This is a genomic window from Nocardioides sp. NBC_00163, assembly GCF_045206295.1.
GTDB lineage: Bacteria > Actinomycetota > Actinomycetes > Propionibacteriales > Nocardioidaceae > Nocardioides.
Window position 1 is genome coordinate 1,728,981 of record NZ_CP108155.1, and the last position, 20,975, is coordinate 1,749,955.

The following is a 20,975-nucleotide window of genomic DNA, read 5'->3' on the forward strand; positions in this document are numbered from 1 at the left end:
TCACCGTTATCCGTCCCAGCCTGTAGGGTTCCATTCGCACTGCTCGAGCAGCGCATCGCCTCCGTAGCTCAGGGGATAGAGCGCCGGTTTCCGGTACCGTAGGCCGCAGGTTCGATTCCTGCCGGGGGCACAGATGAGACCGCTGGGTGACCAGCGGTTTCTCTCATTTTCGACCGATAACCGGCAGCGGACGAGGCCGCCGGCATGCCAGTCTGTGGCCAGTATGGACAAGACAGACGTACGCCGCTCCAAGCGGCTCTCACAGGTGCTGAGGCACCGCCCCGAGTCGGTGGGCATCGAGCTGGACCCACGCGGCTGGGTCGATCTGCCCTCCCTCCTCGACGCTCTCGCCGCCAACGGCTCCCCGATGACTCGCGATGACATCGATCGAGTCGTACGCGGCAACGACAAACAGCGCTTCGAGGTCGACGCGACACTCGACCGGATCCGGGCGAGGCAAGGACACACCGTCGAGGTCGACCTGGACCTCACTCCCTCCGAACCGCCGGCGGTGCTCTACCACGGCACGCCACGCGCCAACATCGAGTCGATCCTCGCCTCCGGCCTCGACCGGCGCCGGCGCCATCACGTCCACCTCTCTCCCGACCGCGAGACCGCAGAGCGCGTCGGTGCCCGCCGCGGCGACTTCGTCGTCTTCCACGTCGACGCGGCCACGATGCATGCCGACGGGCTCACCTTCTGGCGCACCGACAACAACGTCTGGCTGACGGACGCAGTGCCCTCGTCCTATCTCGCACCAGATCTCTGACGCACCTGTCGCTCATCGCCCCTCGGCAAGGGTGTGCGCGACGAGGGCGTTGGCGTGACCGTGGCCGAGGGCGTACTCGGTCTTCAGATGCGTCACGAGCTCCATGTGCTTGGTGATCCCGCTGTCGCGGATGATCTGCTGCCACTCCGCGATCGGGCGGCCGTACTTCTTCTCGATGGACGGGAAGTAGGCGGCGGGGCCCTTCACCTGGTCGGTCATCTCTGGTCTCCTTGGGTAAAGCGTGGCGACGATCGCCACACGCCTACGCGTCGAACCGAGCATGACCGCTTCGACACGGACCACAACAGAAATTCGGGAGACCCACGTGACCAGCTATCCCCCAGCCCCTTGGCACATGCACGGATCGATGTGGCTCTCGGTCTACCGGCTCGCCCACGACGTCGACGAGCTGCGCCCGAAGGGCATCTACGCCGTCGCTCTGGTCGACTACACCGAGCCGAGCCCGCTGACCTACCACGAGCTCCTCTCCGCCCGGGTGATCACCGCGTCCAACGGGAAGAAGGCGGTGAGTGTCGTCGACATCTGGGTGGACTCCCCCGACTCCGTGGCCGGCGGGCGTACGTTGTGGGCGATCCCGAAGGGGTTGGCCAAGTTCAGCGGAGGTTCGTCCACCAAGGGGCCGCTGGCGACCCACACCTGGGAGGCGAGCTCCGACGACGGTCCCATCGCGACGGCGAAGTTCAACGATGTCACCCAGCTCGCCCCGCGCGTGCCGATGCAGGGCAACGTCGAGCAGCCCGGCATCGAGGAGCACCCCGACACCGCCTGGCTCACCATGAAGGGCCGCGCCAAGCTCCTGCCCGCGCACGGCACCTGGGTCTTCGACCCCGACGGCCCGCTCGCCTACCTCCGCGACGCCACCAAGCTCGGCTCCTTCCGCGGCAAGGGCTTCGAGATCGACTTCGGCTGACCAGAAGTGTCGGTGGTCGCGAGTAGCGTCGATGGGCATGAATGCACTCCACATCGACTACCTCGAGCTCGCGGTCACCGACCTCCCGAGCTCCCGCACCTTCTACGAGTCCGCCTTCGGCTGGTCCTTCAACGACTACGGCGGGATGTACGCCGGGATCGTCGGGCCCGACGGCAAGGACGAGAACGGCGGGATGTACGCCTCCGAGACCCCCGTCGCCCCGCTTCCGCTGATCCGCACGGCCGACCTGGAAGCCGCGGTAGCGGCCGTCGAGAAGGCCGGCGGCACGATCACCGAAGCGCCCTACGACTACCCCGGCGGGCGTCGGTTCATCTTCACCGACCCGTCCGGAAATCGGCTCGGGGTCTACCAGCCCGCTGAATAGCCCCTATACCTAAGGCTCGACCGGATTACCCGGACCGCCCTAGACTCCGACCGCATGACCGACGCTACGCCGGCTCTGCTCGCGTATCTGTCCCGGTGGCTCGATGAGTCCCAGGGCGATCGCGACGCCGAAGCCGTTCTCTGGGGGAGAGTCGCGAAGGTGACCGAAGAGGCAGGCGAAGCCATCGCCGCACTCATCGGAGCCACCGGCCAGGATCCCCGACTGAATCCATTCTTGGGCATCACCCACGGCTACGACGACGTCGTCGATGAGCTCCTCGATGTTGCGATCACCGCGGTCGAGCACATGGCCGGCGCCGAGCGCGCCGGCGCTCCGACCTAGGTCGAGCCCTTCGACAAGCTCAGGAGAGTCCTCAGGACTTCCGCTTCGCGGCCTTCCGCTGAGCGCGAAGCCTGCGCTCCTCGGCGTACATCGCCTCGGCCTCCTCGAGCGTGGGGGCCGAGCCGCCGTACGCCTTCGGCAGCCACCACGAGCCCGGGGGCTGCTCCTCGGCGGGGTGCGCCTTGATCAGCCGGTCGAGCATGGCCTCCATCTGCGCCTTGAGCGCAGCGGTCTCGGCGGCAGGGTCCTCCCCGGTCACCGGCAGCGGCGGGCCGATCTCGATCCCGATCGTCTTGTGGCGCGACAGGTCGACCTTCTGTCCCTTGGTCATGATCCGCTGGGTGCCCCACAGCACGACGGGGATCAGCGGGACCCCGGCGTCGGCGGCGATGCGTACGGTGCCGGTCTTGAGGTCCTTGATCAGGAACGAGCGCGAGATCGTGGCCTCGGGGAAGATGCCGACGACCTCACCGTCCTGGAGGTACTCGACGGCCTTCTTCATCCCGGCCGCGCCGTAGCTGCGGTCGATCGGGATGTGGTGGAACGAACGCATCACCGGGCCGCCGACGGGGTGGTCGAAGACCTCCTTCTTGGCGATGAACCGGGTCAGCCGGCCGCGCTCCGCTCCGGGGAACCCGGCCATGACGTAGTCGACGAAGGAAAGGTGGTTGACCGCCAGCAGGGCACCACCCGACTCGGGGATGTGCTCCGCGCCGGTCATGTTGATCTTGATGTCGCCGAGCTTGAACCAGGTGCGAGCCGCGGCGATCGTGACCGGATAGCTGATGTCCATGGGCGAATCGTGTCACGTCGGCTTGAACGCCGCCCGACTAGCCTCGCCGGTGTGAGCACCCTTTACGTGACGACCACCGACGGGCTCCGACTGGCCGTCACCGACTTCGGGTCTCCCGGCGACACCCGCCCGACGCTGGTCTGCGTCCACGGCTACCCCGACAACGCCAGCGTCTGGCTCCCGTTGGTGAGGATCCTCGGCAGCGAGCTGCGGATCGTGACCTACGACGTACGCGGCCACGGCAGCTCACAGGCACCGGCCAAGCGCGAGGGCTATCTGATCGAGCAGCTCAACGCGGATCTGCAGTCCGTCATCGACGCGGTCAGCCCGTCGACGCCGGTGCACCTGCTCGCCCACGACTGGGGCTCGACCCAGACGTGGGAGGCGGTCGCCGGCAACGTGCCATCCGAGCGGATCGCGTCGTTCACCTCGATCTCGGGGCCGAGCCTCGACCAGACCGGGGCCTGGCTGCGTACGCCGGCACGGACCGCCCGCGGCGTCCTCGAGCGTCTCAAGCAGGGCGCCGAGTCGACCTACATCGGGTTCTTCCAAGCCCCGCTGCTACCCGAGCTCGCGTGGCGCTCCGGGTTCCTCGACCGGATCGTCGGCGGCTCGGCCGTGGACCGCACCCAGGCCGACCGGATCAACGGCCTCGAGCTCTACCGCGCCAACGCGATCGCCCGGATGGGGCACCCTCAGCCACGACCGGTCACCGTCCCGGTCCAGGTCATCGCCCCGACCGGTGACGTCTACGTCAGCCGGGCGCTGGCGACCGAGGCCCCGCAGCCGTACGTCGCGGACCTGACGATCCGCGAGGTCGCCGGCTCACACTGGGTGGTCGCCGATCATCCCGAGCGGATCGCCCCGTTGGTGCGCGACTTCGTCGCCGCGCACCAGTGACTCAGCCGCGGCAGCCGCGGTTGAGCCGGCCGTCGTTGCGCGCGTCGTTGCCCATCGCCCGGGCCGCCCCGACGTTGGGGAAGACGACGCTGGCAGCGCCGGCGTTGCCGATCCCACCGGGAACGACGCAGGTGCGGATCTTGCCCGGGTTGATCGCGGCGACGGCATTGGCGAGCTGGTAGAGGTCGCGGCCGGAGAGGCCGGTGGTGTGCATCTTCTTCATCACCAGCGAGACGCCCTTGGCCTTGAAGCCGATGTCGTACTGCCGGGCGACGATCTTGCGGTGGATGCCGCGGATGACGCGGGACTGGTTGGCCGAGCGGTCGAAGTCACCGCCGGGCAGCGTCTTGCGGGCCCGCGCGAAGTCGACCGAGTGCGGGCCGCTGATGTGGATCCGGCCCTTCTTGAAGCCGTAGCGCGCGACGTACGGATCGCTGAAGGCACGCGGGTTGTCGACGTCGACGCCGCCGATCCCGATCACCATGTCGCTCATGCCGGAGAAGGAGGTGACGAAGACGTACTGCGGCTGTACGCCGACCAGGTTGCCGACGGCGCGGCCCATCAGCTTCGGGCCGCCGTAGAGCAGCGCCGAGTTGATCTTGTCGCGCCCGTGGCCGGGGATGTTGACGTAGGAGTCGCGCGGGATGCTGATGTCGGTCGCATAGCCCGACGACGGGTTGAAGCCGATCAGGTGCAGCGCGTCGCCGCGGCTGCGGGTGACCTTCTGGCCGGGGCGGGCGTCCGAACCGACGGCGAGGACCCAGATCGTGCCGCCCTTGCGGGTGAACTTGGCAACGTCGAGACCCTTGGCCCACTTGGTCGCGATCAGCTCCGCGCGCGGCTCGGCAACCTCGGCGTCGGGCACCAGGACCGCGGTCAGCGCGAGCACCACGCCCAGCGCGAACGTGGTCAGGAGGCGGCGGCGTACGAGCGTCGTGATGCTGCTCATGACTTGTCTCCCGAGGGGCTCGGCGAGGTGGACGGCGCCGAGGACGGGTCCGGCGCCAGCTTCTCCTCGCGGGTGATGTTGAAGCCGAAGACGGCCCAGGAGGTCTTGGTCGGCACCATGTCCAGGGTGCCGCGGACGGTCTGGCGTGACTCCCGGTCCCCCGTGGTGTCGTAGACCAGCCGCACGCGGGCGACGGCGCCGACCGGGTAGTTGTTGTTGGCCAGCAGATCGACGTGGACGTCGCTGGCGACGACCTCGACCCCGTCGATGTGAGGAGCGATAGTGGCGTTGCTCATCTGGGTCATCTGCTTGCCCGCCTGGGCGATCGTGACCTTGGAGAAGCCCGGAAAGGACTTCGCGGTGAAGGTCGAGGTCGCGCGCGGGTAGTCACCCCCGACGTACGCAGCCTGCAGCCACCGGTCGACGACCTTGGCCACGTTGGTGGAGACCGCCTGGTGCCGGCTCTTGGGGAACCTGCCCTGCACGTGGACGAGCTTCGCGGCCGACTTCACCGTGGCCGCCGGGGTCGGCGACGGGGACGGCGAGGCGGCCTTCTTGTCGGGCTCGCCACCGCATCCGGTGAGTGCCAAGGTGCTGCTCAGGGCCGCCGCCGTGAGTGCCGTTGCGACGCGCGAAAGGCGCCTCGTACTGCTGCTCGTCATGTGGGGAATCCGCCTCATAGACCTGCTCCGGGACCGGGCCACTGTACGCACACCGACCCGGGTTGCGCGTACACCCGGTCGGTAACGCAAGATGTGGGACGGATTACATCCTGTCCACAGGGAGAACCTGCATCGGGCATTTGCGTGTTCGGGGGGATAGCCTTGCCCGTGGGCAACCCATTTCTTACAGTGCGAAAATTCGGAAGAGGCGAATCAAGCCGTGTCCTCAGGCACCCCGTCCCCCAACACTGCCGACATCCCAGCGGAATTCGGCGCCAACGAGTGGCTGGTCGAGGAGATGTACGACCAGTACACGAAGGATCCCAGCAGTGTTGACCCCGTGTGGGTGAAGTTCTTCGAGACCAACGGACAGCCTGGCGCGTCGCCGAACGGCACCGCCGCCCCGGCGACGCCCGCCGCCGCGCCCGCAGCCAAGGCTCCGGTCTCCCCCGCGCCGGCCACCGCGCCCGCGCCGACCACCCCCGCCTCCGCTGAGGCGCCGGCCGCCAAGGCGGCTCCGGCCCCCAAGGCGAAGCCGCGCCCCGCCGCGCAGGCCGCCGAGCCGGCCAAGGGCACCGCGACGCCCACTCCCAAGGACGCCCCGAAGCCGACCGCAGTCGCCGTCACCGACGAGCCGACCTACACCACCCTTCGCGGCATCCCCGCCGCCACGGCCAAGAACATGGACGTGTCGCTCGCGGTGCCGACCGCGACCTCCGTGCGCAACATGCCGGTCAAGCTGCTGTGGGACAACCGCACGGTCATCAACAACCACCTCAAGCGCGCTCGCGGTGGCAAGGTCTCCTTCACCCACCTCATCGGCTACGCCATCATCAAGGCGATCAAGGCGATGCCGGCGATGAACAACACCTACGCCGAGGTCGACGGCAAGCCGACCCAGGTGACCCCGCCGCACATCAACCTCGGTCTGGCCATCGACCAGCAGAAGAAGGACGGCACCCGCCAGCTGGTCGCACCCTCCATCAAGGGCTGCGAGCTGATGGACTTCGCCGGCTTCTGGACCGCGTACGAGGACATCGTCCGCAAGGCCAAGGACAACAAGCTGTCCATGGCCGACTACTCCGGCACCACGGTCAGCCTGACCAACGTCGGCGGCATCGGCACCAACAACTCGGTGCCGCGGCTGATGCAGGGCCAGGCCGCGATCATCGGTGTCGGCTCGATGGACTACCCGCCCGAGTTCCAGGGCGCCTCCCCCTCGAAGCTCGCCCAGAACGCGGTCTCGCGGATCATGACGATGACCTCGACGTACGACCACCGGGTCATCCAGGGCGCCCAGTCCGGCGAGTTCCTGGCCACCGTCCACCGGCTCCTGCTCGGTGAGAACGACTTCTACGACGAGATCTTCGCGTCGCTGCGGATCCCCTACGAGCCGATCCGCTGGAACCAGGACATCGACACCACCCACGACGACCAGATCTCCAAGCAGGTCAAGGTCGGCGAGATCATCCACGCCCACCGCGTGCGTGGTCACATGATGGCCGACACCGACCCGCTGGAGTACAAGCAGCGTTCGCACCCCGACCTGCAGATCGAGTCGCACGGGCTGACCCTGTGGGACCTCGACCGTGAGTTCCCGGTCGGCTCCTTCGCCGGCGGCCGCAAGCCGTTCATGAAGCTGCGCGAGATCCTCGGTGTCCTGCGTGACTCCTACGTCCGCACCACCGGCATCGAGTACATGCATATCCAGGACCCCGAGCAGCGCCGGTGGATCCAGGACCGCGTCGAGCGGCCCTACGACAAGACCCCGCGCCAGGAGCAGCTCCGGATCCTGTCGAAGCTCAACGAGGCCGAGGCCTTCGAGACCTTCCTGCAGACGAAGTTCGTCGGCCAGAAGCGGTTCTCCCTCGAGGGTGGCGAGACCGCGATCCCGGTCATCGACGAGGTCTGCGAGGCCGCCGCCGAGGCCGGTCTGGACGAGGTCACGATCGGCATGGCCCACCGCGGCCGCCTCAACGTGCTCGCCAACATCGTCGGCAAGTCCTACAACCAGATCTTCCGCGAGTTCGAGGGCAACATCGACCCGCGCACGGTCCAGGGCTCCGGCGACGTGAAGTACCACCTCGGTGCCGAGGGCGAGTTCCTCTCCGACCTGGGCGACACGATCAAGGTCTCCGTCGCCGCCAACCCGTCCCACCTCGAGACCGTCGACCCGGTCCTGGAGGGCATCGCCCGCGCCAAGCAGGACGTGCTCGACCAGGGCGCGGTCTTCCCGGTCCTGCCGCTGCTGGTCCACGGTGACGCCGCCTTCGCCGGCCAGGGTGTGGTCGCGGAGACGCTCAACCTGTCCCAGCTGCGTGGCTACCGCACCGGTGGCACCGTCCACCTGGTCATCAACAACCAGGTCGGGTTCACCACCTCGCCGGGCTCCTCCCGCTCCTCGCTCTACGCCACCGACGTCGCACGGATGGTGCAGGCGCCGATCTTCCACGTGAACGGCGACGACCCGGAGGCCTGCGTGCGCGTCGCGCGGCTCGCCTTCGAGTACCGTCAGGCGTTCAACAAGGACGTCGTCATCGACCTCATCTGCTACCGCCGCCGCGGGCACAACGAGGGCGACGACCCGTCGTTCACCCAGCCGATGATGTACGACCTGATCGAGCAGAAGCGCTCGGTCCGCAAGCTCTACACCGAGTCGCTGATCGGTCGTGGTGACATCACGATCGAGGAGGCGGAGCAGGTGCTGGCCGCCTACCAGGCTCGCCTGGAGCAGGTCTTCACCGAGGTGCGCGAGGCCGACAAGATGCCGCAGGCCTGGGAGACCGTCCCGGACTACCCCGAGAAGCCTGCAGGCGAGACCGTCACCGCGATCACCAACGATGTGCTGAAGCGGATCGCGGATTCGTACGTCACCCCGCCGGAGGGCTTCACCGTCCACCCGAAGGTGATGCCGCAGCTGCAGCGTCGCGCGACCCAGATCACCGACGGCGGCATCGACTGGGGCACGGGCGAGACGCTGGCGTTCGGGTCGCTCCTGATGGACGGGCGCCCGGTGCGTCTGGCCGGTCAGGACTCGCGTCGCGGCACCTTCGTGCAGCGCTTCGCCACCATGATCGACCGCAAGAACGCCGACGAGTGGACGCCGCTCAACAACCTCACCGAGGACCAGGCGAAGTTCTACGTCTACGACTCGCTCCTCTCGGAGTACGCCGCGCTCGGCTTCGAGTACGGCTACTCGGTCGCGCGGCCGGACTCGCTGGTCCTGTGGGAGGCGCAGTTCGGTGACTTCGTCAACGGCGCCCAGTCGGTGATCGACGAGTACATCTCGGCGGGCAAGACCAAGTGGGGCCAGGACTCCGGTGTCGTGCTGCTGCTGCCGCACGGCTACGAGGGCCAGGGTGCCGACCACTCCTCGGCGCGCATCGAGCGGTTCCTCACGCTGTGCGCCGACGAGGCCATGGTCGTGGCGCAGCCGTCCTCGCCGGCGTCGTACTTCCACCTGCTTCGTACGCACACCCTCGGCGCCGAGCACCGGCCGCTGATCGTCTTCACCCCGAAGTCGATGCTGCGCCGCAAGGAGGCCGCCTCCCAGCCGGCCGACTTCACCTCGGGTTCGTTCCAGCCGGTCATCCCCGACACCGAGGCGGACGCCGCGAAGGTCAGCACCGTCCTGCTGGTCTCCGGCCGCCTCACCTGGGACCTCACGGTCGAGCGTAAGAAGCGGGACCGCGACGACGTCGCGATCGTCCGCGTCGAGCAGCTCTACCCGTGGCCGACCGACGAGCTCGCCACCGAGCTCGCGAAGTACCCCAACGCGAAGGTCAAGTGGGTCCAGGACGAGCCCTTCAACCAGGGCCCGTGGCCGAGCTACTACCTCAACGTGGTCCCCGAGCTGGGCCGCGAGGTCGAGCCGATCACCCGCACCGCCTCCTCGACCACCGCCGTCGGCACCATCAAGCGGCACACGGTCGAGCAGAAGGAGCTCATCGACCGCGCCTTCTCCTGATCCCCGGATCGAACCCAATGCCGAGTCGGCGCGTTCTAACGCGCCGACTCGGCGTGGTTTTGGTCCGCGCTTCGCGCGGTAACTCCCTCGCTCGGTGCGCGCGGACGAGCAAGCTCGCCGCTCGACCTCGCTCCGGTCGTCTCAGACGGGGACCGGGACCGGCTCCTCGCTCAGCCCGACCTTGCGGTGCAGGCGCCGCAGCGGCCGCGGCGCCCACCAGGCCGCCTCGCCGAGCACTCGCATGGCTGCCGGGAGCAGGATGCCGCGGATCAGGACGGCGTCGATGAGGATCGCCAGCCCGACCCCGAGGCCGAAGAACTTCATGAAGCTGATGTCGCTGACCATGAACGCGAAGAAGCTGGTCGCGATCAGGGCGGCGGCCGTGGTGACGATCCGGCCGGTGTGGGCCAGCCCCTGCACGACCGCCTCGACGTTGCCGAGACCGCGTCGGCGCATCTCGGTGATCCGGCCGAGCACGAAGACCTCGTAGTCCATCGACAGCCCGAACGCGATCACCAGCAGCAGGACGACCATCGAGACGTTCAGCGGCATCGCGGTGAAGCCGAGCAGATCGGCACCGAATCCCTCCTGGAAGATCAACACGGTGGTCCCGACCGTCGCGCCGAGACCGATGACGTTGAGCACCAGCGCCCGGAGCGGCTGCACCAGGCTGCCGGTGAACAGGAACAGGATCACCACCATCGCGATCGCGAGCCCGCCGGCGGCGTACGGGAGCTTGGCGCCGATCGCGTCGAGCGAGTCCAGCAGCTCCGCGGCGCCGCCACCGACGAGTGCGTCGATCCCGGCTGGTGACGGGACGGCGCGTACGTCGCGGACCAGGTCACGCGCCTCCTCGGACTGGCGGTCGAGCTGGTTGACGACGGCGAGCTCGTCCGCGCCGTCACCGGGCGGGAGGGCCGGTGTCTCCGAGGCGAGGCTGCCGTCGACGTACGTCCCGACGCGGGTGTCGACACGATCGACGTCGTCGACCCGGGAGAGGTCGGCGGCGTACGTCGCCAGACCCTCGTCATCGACGGTCGAGGTGGTCACGACGCGGATGGGGCTGGTGCCGTCGCCGTCGAACTCGTCGCGCAGCAGGTCGCCGGCCTGGCGGCTCCCCGCCGATGCCGGGAGGACGCGGTCGTCTGGGGTGCCGAACTCGATGGCGGCCAGCGGCGCAGCCATCGCGAGCAGGACGGCAACGACGGGGAGCGCGACCCACGGCCGGCTGGTGACGAAGCCGGCCAGTCGGGTCCAGAACGGGGCGGCGCCACCGCGGAGACCGCGGACGCCCGGGACGCGGAGGGCGTCGATCCGGTCGCCCAGCAGGGTGATCGTGGCAGGGAGCAGCACCACCGCGACCACCGCGGTGATCACCATGACCCCGATGCCGGCGTACGCCGAGGAGCGCAGGAAGTAGAGCGGGAAGACGAGCAGCGAGGCCAGTGAGACCGCGACGGTGGTGGCGCTGAAGACGATCGTCCGGCCGGCGGTCTCCACGGCGCGCACGACGGCATCGGCGTGCTCTACTCCAGCGGCTCGTTCCTCGCGGACCCTCGCCACCATCAGAAGGCCGTAGTCCACGGCGAGGCCGAGCCCGAGGCCGGTCGTCAGGTTGAGGGCGTAGATGGAGACGTCGGTGAAGTTGCCGAGCACCGAGAGCTCGGCGAAGGTACCGGCGATGGCGAACCCGCCGACTCCGATGGTGACGAGGGCGGCGACGACGTTGCCGAAGGCGAGGACAAGCAGCGCGATCATCAGCGGGATCGCGATCGCCTCGGCAAGGGCGAGGTCTGCGCCGATCTGGCTGCCGACCTCCTCGAACGTCGCGAGCTGGCCGCCGACGTGGACCGTCGTGCCACCGTCGGTTGCGGTCTCGTCGGTGTAGCGGTCGATCACCGTGGCGGCATCGACCGTGTCCGGGTCCTTCGCGCCGACGGAGATCAGGCCGTGGGTGCCGTCATCGGAGATCATGCCGGGACCGGGGGCGTCGAGGTAGGAGACGACGTCGGTCAGGTCGTCGTCGGCTCGGAGGCGGTCGACGAGTGCCTGAGCGTCCTTCGCGGCGGTGCCCTCGGTCACCGCGCCGTCGGCGGCACTGACGGTCAGGAGGAAGCCGGCCCCGTTGCCGAAGCCCTCCTCCAGCGCGGTGGCCGCGCGGCTGCTCTCCGACGCGGGGTCGTCGAAGCCGGCGTCGTCGAGCTTGCCGAAGGCCGAGGTGGCCAGATAGATCGCGCCGAGCAGGGCGACCAGGCCGATCACCATGACCCGGCGCGGATTTCGCACCACGAGGGTGCCGAGTCGGTGGAACACGATTCCTCCAGAATGAATGTGGGCAGGTGTAAACTTTGTAGGTGTTAACTTTCCCTTTGATGTGGGCAGGTGTCAACATGAATTCCGTGAAACCCTCAGAGAGCTCGGACGAGGGCGCCCGGCCCTACCACCACGGCGACCTCCGGAACGCGCTGGCCGATGCGGCCGCGACGCTGGCCGAGGAAGGTGGCCCGGACGCGGTGACCATCCGGGCCGCGGCCCGCGCGGTCGGCGTGACCCCGACCGCGACCTACCGCCACTTCGCCAACCAGGCCGACCTGCTCGTCGCCGCCAAGCACGAAGCGATGGACCGGCTGGCCGCGACGATCCTCGACCTCCTGGCCGCCGAGAAGCCGGCTCCGCATCCTGCCGAGGCCGCGGTGCAGCGCCTCGCGGCGGCCGGGCGCGGCTACATCCGCTTCGCGCTCGCTCAGCCCGGCCTGTTCCGCACCGCCTTCCTCCGCCCCCACGACGGAGACCCGCACCCGCCTGGGGAGATGTCCGCGATCCTGGCCGAAGCGCCGCCCTATGCCTTCCTCACCACAGCCCTCGACGACCTCGTCGAGGCCGGCTGGCTGGCCCCGGAGCTCCGCCCCGACGCCGAGACGGCTGCCTGGTCCGCCGTCCACGGCCTCGCGGTCCTGCTCATCGACGGGCCCTACCGCACCTGCCCCGACTCCCAGCGTGATCGGCTCATCAACGCCACCCTCGGCATGGTCGTACGCGGCCTCTCCGGAGGCCCAGCCTCCGACGCACCACTGAACGCAGAATGAAAGACTGACGCCATGTACTTCACCGACCGCGGCATCGAGGAGCTCGTCACACGTCGGGGCGACGAGGAGGTCACCCTCGCCTGGCTGGCCGAGCAACTCCAGGCCTTCGTCGACGTACACCCCGAGCACGAGACCGCCATCGAGCGCCTCGCCACCTGGCTGGCCCGCCTCGACGACCCCGAGGACTGACCCCCGCCGAGTCCGCAGTTGTGGCGGACGAGAAATCAGTTGTGGGCGACGAAACGATGGTTTCGTCGCCCACAACTGCGGATTCGGTCGGCAGAACTACCTATTCGGCGAGGTCTTTCTCGGCACGCTTGGCGGCGGCACGGAGCTCGAAGAGCTCGGTGGCGAGGCCACCGATGGCACCGGCCACGTCGCGTACGGCGCCGGTGATGATCATGGTGACCTGGCCGACGGTGGTCGCGGTGACCTCGACGGCGCTCTGCGCGACATCCTTGCGGATCTCGTTCTTGCTCAGCTCGGGCTCCATGACAACCCATTGTGGCTGGTCAGGCGTCATGCCGCGACCCCCTCCAGGGTGGGAACGCTCTCGACACCGACGGAAGCCGGCTTCTTGCGGTCAGGGAGAGCGTACTTGCAGATCTTCTTGAAGACGCCCCACAGCTGCTGGTGCAGCGGGCCGGTGTTGTAGGCGAGGCCGTAGCGCTCGCAGATCTCACGGACCTCCTCAGCGATCTCCGGGTAGCGGCGGGCGGGGAGGTCGGGGAAGAGGTGGTGCTCGATCTGGTGGGACAGGTTGCCGGACATGATGTGGAAGGTCCGACTGCCGGTGATGTTGGCGGAGCCGAGCAGCTGGCGGTAGTACCAGTGACCCTGCGTCTCGTCCTCGCACTCCTCCTGCGAGAAGGAGGCGACGCCGGCCGGGAAGTGGCCGCAGAAGATGATGTTGAACGTCCACACGTTGCGGATGATGTTGGCAGTGAAGTTTCCCGCGAAGGTCAGCGGCGCGAGCGGACCGGTGAGCAGCGGGAAGAGGACGTAGTCCTTCAGCGTCTGCTTCTTCACCTTGCGCCAGATCCGGGCGCCGATCTCCTTGTTCTCGGCCCAGGTCCGGCGACTGGCGACGATCTCGTCGACCTCGAGGTCGTGCATCGCCACGCCCCACTCGAAGAACGTCATCAGCAGGAACGCGTAGAGCGGGTTGCCGAGATAGTACGGGTGCCACTTCTGGTCCTCGTCCATCCGGAGGATGCCGTAGCCCACGTCACGGTCCTTGCCCAGGATGTTCGTGAACGTGTGGTGCATGTAGTTGTGGCCGTACTTCCAGTTGTCGGCCGGCGCCATCGTGTCCCAGTCGAACATGCGCGAGTTGAGGTCGGGGTCGCCCATCCAGTCGTACTGGCCGTGCATGACGTTGTGCCCGATCTCCATGTTGTCGAGGATCTTGGAGATCGACAGGCAGGCGACGGCCGGGACCCAGCCGATGACGGGCAGGTAGAAGAGCGCGCGGCCGGCGAGCTCGAAGGCGCGCTGCTTCTTGACGATGTCGTAGATGTACGCCGAGTCTTTCTCGCCCAGGTCGGCGACGATCCGCTGACGGATGGCCTCCATCTCGGCGCCGAACGTCTCCAGCTCCGCGGGGCTCAGCCGGCGGTTGCCGGTCTTCTCAACAGTGGTCATGGGGGTGTCTCCTTGAAGGAATCGTCAGAGGTCCACGGAGCAGTCGCCCTCGGGCGTGCTCACGCAGATCCGGATCTGTTCGTCGGGGAGCTCGGAGGTCTCGCCGGTCAGGACGTTGCGGACCCGTCCGGAGCTCTTGTTGGTCGTGCAGGAGAAGCAGATCCCCATCCGGCAGCCGGACTCGGGGGTCAGCCCCGCGGCCTCGGCCTGGTCGAGGATCGTGGCGCCGTCGTTGGCGACGGTCTTGCCGGTACGCGCGAACTCCATCTCGCCGCCGGCCACGCCGGCGTTCTTGGGCGCCTTGAAGTACTCCACGCGGAGCGAATCGGTCCCTTCGTACGCACCCTGGGCCGCCTCGATCAGCGACGCCGGCCCGCAGGCCCAGGCCGGCACCTCGCGGTAGCCCGGGACGAGCTTCTCCAGCAGCGCCGGGGAGAGGTAGGGCGCCCCGTCGTCGGTGTGGAGGATGTGCAGGTCGACGCCATGGCCCTGGTGGCGGATCTCCTCGAGCTCGTCGGCGAAGATCTGGCGGTCGGCGCTGGGCGCCCAGTGCAGGAAGGTGACCTTGCCCCGGTGCGTACGCCGCTGCAGGGAGCGCAGCATCGACATCACCGGGGTGATGCCGGAGCCCCCGGAGATGAGCAGGATGTGCTCGGGCACACGGTCGGGGAGGACGAAGTCACCCTCGGCCTGGGACAGGTGGACCAGGGTGCCGACCGTGGCCCGCTCGGTCAGGTACTTGGAGATGCTGTAGGGGGTCGCGTGCTCGTCGTCGTGGGCACGCACGGTGATGGTGAGCGGCTCACCCGGCTTCCCCTCGGTGTTGGAGACGGTGAAGACGCGGGTGGTGCGCCGCCCCTCCCCAGTGTCGATGCCGACACTGACGTGCTGGCCGGCGCGGTGGCCGCGCCAGGTGGAGGTGGGCTGGAGCGTCACGGTCGCCACCCGGGGCGCGCCAGGCGCGCTCACCTCCGGGTGGATGTCGGTGATGCGGGCGCGCACCTCGTGCGCGGCCAGCATCGGGTTGATCTGGGTCAGGTAGCGGTCGATGCCGTGCGGTGAGGCGAGCGCCGCAACCGTGCGGGAGCGGAGGATCCGGCCGCCGAGGTCGAGTGCCATGTGTTTCGCCTTTCAGTGAACATCTGTACACCGACAACCATGGCGGGTCACCACAGCACGCGTCAAGACGCTGCGGGCGTGGTCCAGATCACGGTGTACAGGTGTGCACCTGACACTCCACAGACCTCTGCCCCTAGGATGGTCTGGTGATCGAGACGGGTGCGGAGCCGGAGAGCCGTGCGGAGCGCAAGCTCCGGACCCGGCGAGCGATCCTGGACGCGACGCTGGAGCTGTGCACCGACAGTTCGCTGACGGCTCTCTCGCTACGCCAGGTCGCCAAGCAGGTCGGCATCGTGCCGACCGCGTTCTACCGCCACTTCGACTCCATCGAGTCGCTCGGGCTGGCGCTGGTCGAGGAGTCCTTCGACTCGCTGCGCGACCTCTTCCGAGACGTACGACGCAACGCCCGGGCCGACCAAGATATCGTCGACGGCTCGATCGATGCCCTCGTCGACCACGTTCACCGGCGCCGCGACCACTTCGGGTTCATCGCCCGCGAGCGTGTCGCCGGGCCGCGTTCGGTACGCGAGGCCATCCGGCGCGAGATCGAGCTCTGCGAGCGCGAGCTCGCCACCGACCTGGCACTGATGACCGGCACCGACACCTGGACCGCCAAGGACCTGCACGTGCTCTCGTCGCTGTTCGTGACCGTCCTGGTCGCGACCGCCGAGCAGATCCTCTCCACCGCCCGTCCCGAGCAGGAGGAGCAGATCGTCGCCACCGTGCGCACCCAGCTGAGGATGCTGTTGATCGGCGTCTATCAGTGGCGCTCGGAGCCGTAGGAATACCCGGTTAACCGGGCCCTACAAACTTCTCGGCCTACAGAGGCATACGACGACTCAGCAGCCACACACAGCAGGCTCGCGCCCGTGCTCGCACAGCTCGGCGAGCTCGGCATCGATATCGGCACCCGGCTCCCCGGCAGAGTCCTCAGCAGGCTCCTCAGCAGACTCCTCGTCGGACTCGCCGTACCCCTCGGCCCGAGCCGGCAGCAGGACGGCCATCACGACCACGATCAGAGCCAGCGCGGCGCTGACCATGAACGCGGCCTGCAGGCCGCTCACCTGGGCCGCGACGGCACCGACCTCGTCGATGACCTGGTCGCTGCGTACGGACATCACGGTGACCGCCAGGGCGGTGCCGAACGCGGCCGCGACCTGCTGGAGCGTGCCCAGGATCGAGGAGCCGTGGGAGTAGAGGTGCGACGGCAGCGACCCGAGACCCAGCGTGAAGACCGGGGTGAAGGCAGCGGCCAGGCTGACCATCAGGACGAGGTGGAGCACCAGCACGAGCAGGTAGGGCGTGGTCAGCGAGATCTGCGAGAGCCCGGCGAGAGCGACCACGATGCCGACGGAGCCCGGGATGACGAGCACCCGGCCACCGTAGGTGTCGAAGATCCGCCCCACGGTCGGCCCGAGCAGACCCATGGCCAAGCCACCGGGCATGACCAGCAGACCGGTCATCAGCGGGGACAGGCCGCGCACGGTCTGCAGGTAGAGCGGCAGCAGGATCATCGAGCCCATCATCGCCAGGAACGCGATCGCCATCAGCACCAGCGCCTTGGTGAAAGTGGAGTGCAGGAACGCGCGCAGGTCCAGCAACGGCGTGCCGACCCGCTGCAGGTGGAGCTGACGGAACACGAACCCGACGATCAGCACCGCACCGAAGGCGGCGATCACCACCGGACGCCCGACCTCACCCTCGGCGAAGCGGCTCAGCCCGTAGACCAGAGATCCGAACCCGAGTGCGGCGATCACCACGGACGCCCAGTCAACGGTCGACTCGGAGGTCTCACCCACATTCTCCAGCCGGCGCAGACCGGACCAGGCGACCCCGATGGCGATCGGCAGGACCAGCAGGAAGAGCAGTCGCCACGAACCGAAGCCCAGGATCAGCCCGGACACGGTCGGCCCGAGCGCCGGAGCGACCGAGATCGCCATGGTGACGTTGCCCATCACCCGGCCCCGGTCGTGCTCGTCGACCACCGTCATCAGCGTGGTCATCAGCAGCGGCATCATCACCGCGGTGCCGGCCGCCTGGATGACCCGGCCGGCGAGCAGGATCCCGAAGACCGGTGCGATCGCCGAGATCAGGGTGCCGGCGATGAAGACACCCATCGCCGTGGCGTACGCGGTCCTGGTCGTCACCCGCTGCAGGAACCAGCCGGTCACCGGGATCACCGACGCCATGGTCAGCATGAACGCGGTCGAGACCCACTGAGCGGCATGCTCGGTGACCCCGAAGCTGTTCATCAGGTTCGGGATCGCGTTGAGCATGATCGTCTCGTTGAGGATCACCACGAAGGTGGCCAGCACGAGCAGAGTGATGACGGCAGGCGTACGCCGCTTCTCACCGTCCACGGGACGGTGCGATGTTGTGACGGCAGCAGTCATGACGAGTTCCTCGGGTCGTACGCAGGGGCCCGTTGCCGCCCGCTCTATACATAGATCGAACGGGCGGGGCCGATTTCGACATCACGCCACGAGAAACTTTTCGAGCCCCCCGGCAGTGACACTCAATGGTCCCTTGTTGAACCGGGGAGAGTCGAACGATATTCCGTACGTCACACAGCCGGCCTCACAAGGTGAAGACGACCTTCCCGAAGAGATCACCGGCGTGCATCGCCTCGAAGCCGGCCTTGGCCTCGGTCAGCGGCATGGTGCGGTCGATCAGCGGGCGGGTGCCGGTGGCCTCGAGCAGCGAGACCAGGCTGGCCAGCTCGTTGCGGGTGCCCATCGTCGAGCCGATCACCTTCAGCTGCAGGAAGAAGATGTTGGTCAGCATCGCATCGTCGAGGTTCGCCCCCGACGTGGTGCCGCTGATGATGATCGTCCCGCCCGGACGCAGCGAGCGCACCGAGTGCTTCCAGGTCGCGCGTCCGACGGTCTCGATCACCGCGTCGACCTTGACCGGCAGCCTCTCGCCCGACGGCAGGGCCACGTGGGCACCGAGCTCGAGGGCACGCTTCTGCTTCGCCTCGTCACGCGAGGTCGCGTAGACCTTCAGACCGGCCGCCCGCGCGAGCGTGATCGCCGCGGTCGCCACTCCCCCGCCGGCGCCCTGCACCAGCACCGAGTCGCCGGCCTTGAGCCCGCCCTGCGTGAACAGCATCCGGTAGGCCGTCAGCCATGCCGTGGGCAGGCAGGCGGCCTCCTCGAACGACATCCCTGCGGGCTTCGGCACGACGTTGCGCCGCGGCACGATCACCTTCTCGGCGAAGGTGCCCTGGTGACGCTCGGAGAGCAGCGACCGCTTCGGGTCGAGGGTCTCGTCGCCGGTCCAGTCGGGCGAGGAGATCACCGAGTGCACCACGACCTCGTTGCCGTCCTCGTCGAGGCCGGCCGCGTCGCAGCCCAGGATCATCGGCAGCGCCTCGGCCTTCAGCCCGACCCCCTGCAGCGACCACAGGTCGTGGTGGTTGAGCGAGGCCGCCTTGACGGTGACGGTCGTCCACCCGTCCGGAGCGACAGGGTCGGGCCGCTCCCCCAGCACGAGGCCGGAGATCGGATCGTCGGATGAGAACTTCTCGGCGTACGCAGCGAACATGCGCCCGACCCTACCGACCTGGGCGGTTCCTCGATCAAGGTGTGCAGATCGCGGGACACATCCCTGGCGGAGCTCCGCCAGGGATGTGTGACTTCGCCTGCATCCCTTCCTGAAGGAACGCTCAGGCGCGAGCGACGCCGTCGATCCGAGCGGCCTCGGCGACCGCAGCGGAGACGGCGGGGCCGACGCGGGGGTCGAACGGCTCGGGGATGATCTTGTCCGCGGACAGCTCGTCAGTGACCAGGGCGGCCAGCGCCTGCGCGGCGGCGAGCTTCATTCCCTCGGTGATCGAGGAGGCGTGCACGTCGATCGCACCCCGGAAGATGCCGGGGAAGGCGAGGACGTTGTTGATCTGGTTGGGGAAGTCCGAGCGCCCGGTGGCGACGATGCTGGCGTACTTGTGCGCCACGTCGGGGTGGATCTCGGGGTTCGGGTTGGCCATCGCGAAGACGATGGCCTGCGGGGCCATGGTCGCGACGAGCTCCTCGGGGACGGTGCCGCCCGAGACGCCGACGTAGACGTCGGCGCCGGCCAGCGCGTCGGCCAGCGAGCCCGAGCGGCCGGTGACGTCCGCGGTCACCTCGGCGATCGCCTTCTTCGACTCGGTCAGGTCCGAGCGGGTGGAGGAGATGACGCCCTTGCGGTCGAGCAGGGCGAGGTCCTTGATCCCGAACTCGAGCAGGATCTTGGCGACCGCGACGCCCGCGGCACCGGCACCCGAGATGACCACGCGGGTCGACTCCGGGTTGCGGCCGGTCAGCTTCAGCGCGTTCATCAGCGCGGCCAGAGTGACCACGGCAGTGCCGTGCTGGTCGTCGTGGAAGACCGGGATGTCGAGCGCCTCCTTGAGGCGGTCCTCGATCTCGAAGCAACGCGGCGCGGAGATGTCCTCGAGGTTGATCCCGCCGAAGCTCGGCGCCATCCGGATGACGGTCTCGACGATCTCGTCCACGTCGGTGGTGTCCAGACAGATCGGGATCGAGTCGACGCCGCCGAACTCCTTGAACAGGACCGCCTTGCCCTCCATGACCGGCATCGCGGCGGCCGGGCCGATGTCACCGAGACCGAGCACCGCGGTGCCGTCGGTCACGACCGCGACGGTGTTGGGCACCCAGGTGTAGGTGTGGGCCAGCTCCGGGTTCTCGGCGATCGCGGTGCAGACCCGGGCGACACCAGGGGTGTAGGCCATCGACAGCGATGCCTTGTCGGAGACCGATGCGGTCGCCGAGATCGCCATCTTGCCGCCGCGGTGAAGCTCGAACACCGGGTCGCCGTCATAGGCGGTGGTCTCGGTGGACAGGGTGGACTCGGTCATTGGGGGCCTCCAGAAAACTACGGACTCGGACGTCGGGCGGTCGAACGCGAGCCGAGGGGTGGAGCCGCGCAAGGCGCCATCTACAGGGATGTGATGCCCGGATGGCAGTTTCCCACAGGCTACCGGAGGAAGCCGTTGATGTTTCCTACAAGGTGACGAAGCCCTCATCTGAAGCCCTCGCCCAGAGATTCACCCCAGGATGCGTGGGCGTGGCCAGAGTCGGGCCACGACGACGCCGATCACGTCGGCGTCCGCGACAGGCCCCCGGTGACGGGAGTCGATCACCCCCGGAGCAGCCGGGTTGTCCGAGAGCAACCACCACCCGGGGCGCCCGGAGACGGTCGTACGCCGCTCCACCGCCCGCTTCACCACGACCGCGCCGTCGGCGAGCCGGGCGACGACCACGCACCCGGGCACCGGCGTACGTCCGTAGGAGACCCACAACCGGTCCCCCGCCCGCAGCGTCGGCTCCATCGAGACCCCTACGACCTTCGCCATCCCCCAGCTGTGTCGGGGTGCCCTGGCCGCGATGTCTTCCATGCGGAGTAGTGTCGCAATCCGTAGGAC

At 68.4% G+C, this 20,975-nt stretch carries 21 protein-coding genes and 1 tRNA gene; 10 read left to right on the plus strand and 12 right to left on the minus strand.

Annotated features, from left to right (window positions below; genetic code table 11):
• Positions 1–57 precede the first annotated feature (57 nt).
• Together OG801_RS08265 and OG801_RS08270 are read left to right on the plus strand one after the other, a co-directional pair.
• Positions 58–130, plus strand: a tRNA-Arg gene (locus OG801_RS08265).
• Positions 131–223: 93 nt separating this feature from the next.
• Complete coding sequence (locus tag OG801_RS08270; protein WP_406035124.1) at positions 224–769, plus strand: RNA 2'-phosphotransferase; 546 nt, start codon at positions 224–226, stop codon at positions 767–769.
• Positions 770–781: 12 nt separating this feature from the next.
• On the opposite strand, the gene OG801_RS08275 is transcribed toward OG801_RS08270, so the two are convergent.
• A complete protein-coding gene (locus OG801_RS08275; protein ID WP_406035126.1) occupies positions 782–988 on the minus strand; it encodes a DUF4287 domain-containing protein in 207 nt (68 codons plus the stop codon).
• Between the two features lie 106 nt (positions 989–1,094).
• Between OG801_RS08275 and OG801_RS08280 the strand changes: the two genes are divergently transcribed.
• Genes OG801_RS08280 through OG801_RS08290 form a run of 3 tightly spaced genes read left to right on the plus strand, consistent with a single transcriptional unit; the run spans position 1,095 to position 2,427 of the window.
• A complete protein-coding gene (locus OG801_RS08280; RefSeq protein WP_406035128.1) occupies positions 1,095–1,700 on the plus strand; it encodes an acetoacetate decarboxylase family protein in 606 nt (201 codons plus the stop codon).
• 37 nt (positions 1,701–1,737) lie between these two features.
• On the plus strand, positions 1,738–2,085 hold the full coding sequence (locus OG801_RS08285) for a VOC family protein (protein WP_160027707.1): 348 nt from the start codon (positions 1,738–1,740) through the stop codon (positions 2,083–2,085).
• A 54-nt stretch (positions 2,086–2,139) separates the two neighbouring features.
• Positions 2,140–2,427 carry a MazG-like family protein gene (locus OG801_RS08290; protein WP_406035130.1) on the plus strand — a complete coding sequence of 96 codons (288 nt, stop codon included), beginning with the start codon at positions 2,140–2,142 and terminating at the stop codon, positions 2,425–2,427.
• A gap of 31 nt (positions 2,428–2,458) precedes the next feature.
• Here the strand turns inward: OG801_RS08290 and OG801_RS08295 are convergent, their stop codons facing one another.
• On the minus strand, positions 2,459–3,220 hold the full coding sequence (locus OG801_RS08295) for a lysophospholipid acyltransferase family protein (protein ID WP_355019025.1): 762 nt from the start codon (positions 3,218–3,220) through the stop codon (positions 2,459–2,461).
• 51 nt (positions 3,221–3,271) lie between these two features.
• On the opposite strand from OG801_RS08295, the gene OG801_RS08300 reads away from it, so the two are divergent.
• A complete protein-coding gene (locus OG801_RS08300; protein WP_406035133.1) occupies positions 3,272–4,120 on the plus strand; it encodes an alpha/beta fold hydrolase in 849 nt (282 codons plus the stop codon).
• Between the two features lies 1 nt (position 4,121).
• Here OG801_RS08300 and OG801_RS08305 read toward each other — a convergent pair whose 3' ends face one another.
• The gene (locus OG801_RS08305) at positions 4,122–5,069 is read right to left on the minus strand and encodes an LCP family protein (RefSeq protein WP_406035134.1); all 948 of its coding nucleotides are present in this window, start codon (positions 5,067–5,069) and stop codon (positions 4,122–4,124) included.
• The gene (locus tag OG801_RS08310; RefSeq protein WP_406035136.1) at positions 5,066–5,731 is read right to left on the minus strand and encodes a hypothetical protein; all 666 of its coding nucleotides are present in this window, start codon (positions 5,729–5,731) and stop codon (positions 5,066–5,068) included. Before OG801_RS08310 ends, OG801_RS08305 begins: the two co-directional genes overlap by 4 nt.
• Positions 5,732–5,951: 220 nt before the next feature.
• Between OG801_RS08310 and OG801_RS08315 the strand changes: the two genes are divergently transcribed.
• Positions 5,952–9,698 carry a multifunctional oxoglutarate decarboxylase/oxoglutarate dehydrogenase thiamine pyrophosphate-binding subunit/dihydrolipoyllysine-residue succinyltransferase subunit gene (locus OG801_RS08315; RefSeq protein ID WP_355019029.1) on the plus strand — a complete coding sequence of 1,249 codons (3,747 nt, stop codon included), beginning with the start codon at positions 5,952–5,954 and terminating at the stop codon, positions 9,696–9,698.
• Between the two features lie 141 nt (positions 9,699–9,839).
• On the opposite strand, the gene OG801_RS08320 is transcribed toward OG801_RS08315, so the two are convergent.
• Positions 9,840–12,011, minus strand: a complete 2,172-nt coding sequence (locus OG801_RS08320) for an MMPL family transporter (protein ID WP_406035138.1) — start codon at positions 12,009–12,011, stop codon at positions 9,840–9,842.
• An 86-nt stretch (positions 12,012–12,097) separates the two neighbouring features.
• Here OG801_RS08320 and OG801_RS08325 point away from each other — a divergent pair, with 86 nt between their 5' ends.
• Together OG801_RS08325 and OG801_RS08330 are read left to right on the plus strand one after the other, a co-directional pair.
• On the plus strand, positions 12,098–12,784 hold the full coding sequence (locus OG801_RS08325) for a TetR/AcrR family transcriptional regulator (RefSeq protein WP_406035140.1): 687 nt from the start codon (positions 12,098–12,100) through the stop codon (positions 12,782–12,784).
• Between the two features lie 12 nt (positions 12,785–12,796).
• Positions 12,797–12,973 (plus strand): DUF6104 family protein, encoded by a 177-nt coding sequence (locus tag OG801_RS08330; protein WP_008362094.1) that lies wholly within the window; start codon positions 12,797–12,799, stop codon positions 12,971–12,973.
• Between the two features lie 100 nt (positions 12,974–13,073).
• On the opposite strand, the gene OG801_RS08335 is transcribed toward OG801_RS08330, so the two are convergent.
• The 3 genes from OG801_RS08335 to OG801_RS08345 are packed head-to-tail and all read right to left on the minus strand — an operon-like array spanning position 13,074 to position 15,547.
• A complete protein-coding gene (locus OG801_RS08335; protein WP_350659651.1) occupies positions 13,074–13,277 on the minus strand; it encodes a hypothetical protein in 204 nt (67 codons plus the stop codon).
• A gap of 26 nt (positions 13,278–13,303) precedes the next feature.
• The gene (locus OG801_RS08340; protein ID WP_406035142.1) at positions 13,304–14,428 is read right to left on the minus strand and encodes a fatty acid desaturase family protein; all 1,125 of its coding nucleotides are present in this window, start codon (positions 14,426–14,428) and stop codon (positions 13,304–13,306) included.
• Between the two features lie 24 nt (positions 14,429–14,452).
• Positions 14,453–15,547 (minus strand): flavin reductase family protein, encoded by a 1,095-nt coding sequence (locus OG801_RS08345; protein WP_406035144.1) that lies wholly within the window; start codon positions 15,545–15,547, stop codon positions 14,453–14,455.
• Between the two features lie 146 nt (positions 15,548–15,693).
• Between OG801_RS08345 and OG801_RS08350 the strand changes: the two genes are divergently transcribed.
• A complete protein-coding gene (locus OG801_RS08350; RefSeq protein WP_406035146.1) occupies positions 15,694–16,329 on the plus strand; it encodes a TetR family transcriptional regulator in 636 nt (211 codons plus the stop codon).
• A gap of 57 nt (positions 16,330–16,386) precedes the next feature.
• Here the strand turns inward: OG801_RS08350 and OG801_RS08355 are convergent, their stop codons facing one another.
• From OG801_RS08355 to OG801_RS08370, 4 genes are all read right to left on the minus strand, one after another.
• Positions 16,387–17,940 carry an MDR family MFS transporter gene (locus OG801_RS08355; protein WP_406035148.1) on the minus strand — a complete coding sequence of 518 codons (1,554 nt, stop codon included), beginning with the start codon at positions 17,938–17,940 and terminating at the stop codon, positions 16,387–16,389.
• Positions 17,941–18,124: 184 nt separating this feature from the next.
• Entirely contained in the window at positions 18,125–19,093 is a 969-nt protein-coding gene (locus tag OG801_RS08360; RefSeq protein ID WP_406035150.1) for a zinc-binding dehydrogenase, read from the minus strand.
• A gap of 121 nt (positions 19,094–19,214) precedes the next feature.
• Positions 19,215–20,408, minus strand: coding sequence for an NADP-dependent malic enzyme (locus OG801_RS08365; protein ID WP_355022061.1), 1,194 nt, complete (start codon positions 20,406–20,408; stop codon positions 19,215–19,217).
• 189 nt (positions 20,409–20,597) lie between these two features.
• Positions 20,598–20,948 carry a S24/S26 family peptidase gene (locus OG801_RS08370; protein WP_406035152.1) on the minus strand — a complete coding sequence of 117 codons (351 nt, stop codon included), beginning with the start codon at positions 20,946–20,948 and terminating at the stop codon, positions 20,598–20,600.
• Between the last annotated feature and the right edge of the window lie 27 nt (positions 20,949–20,975).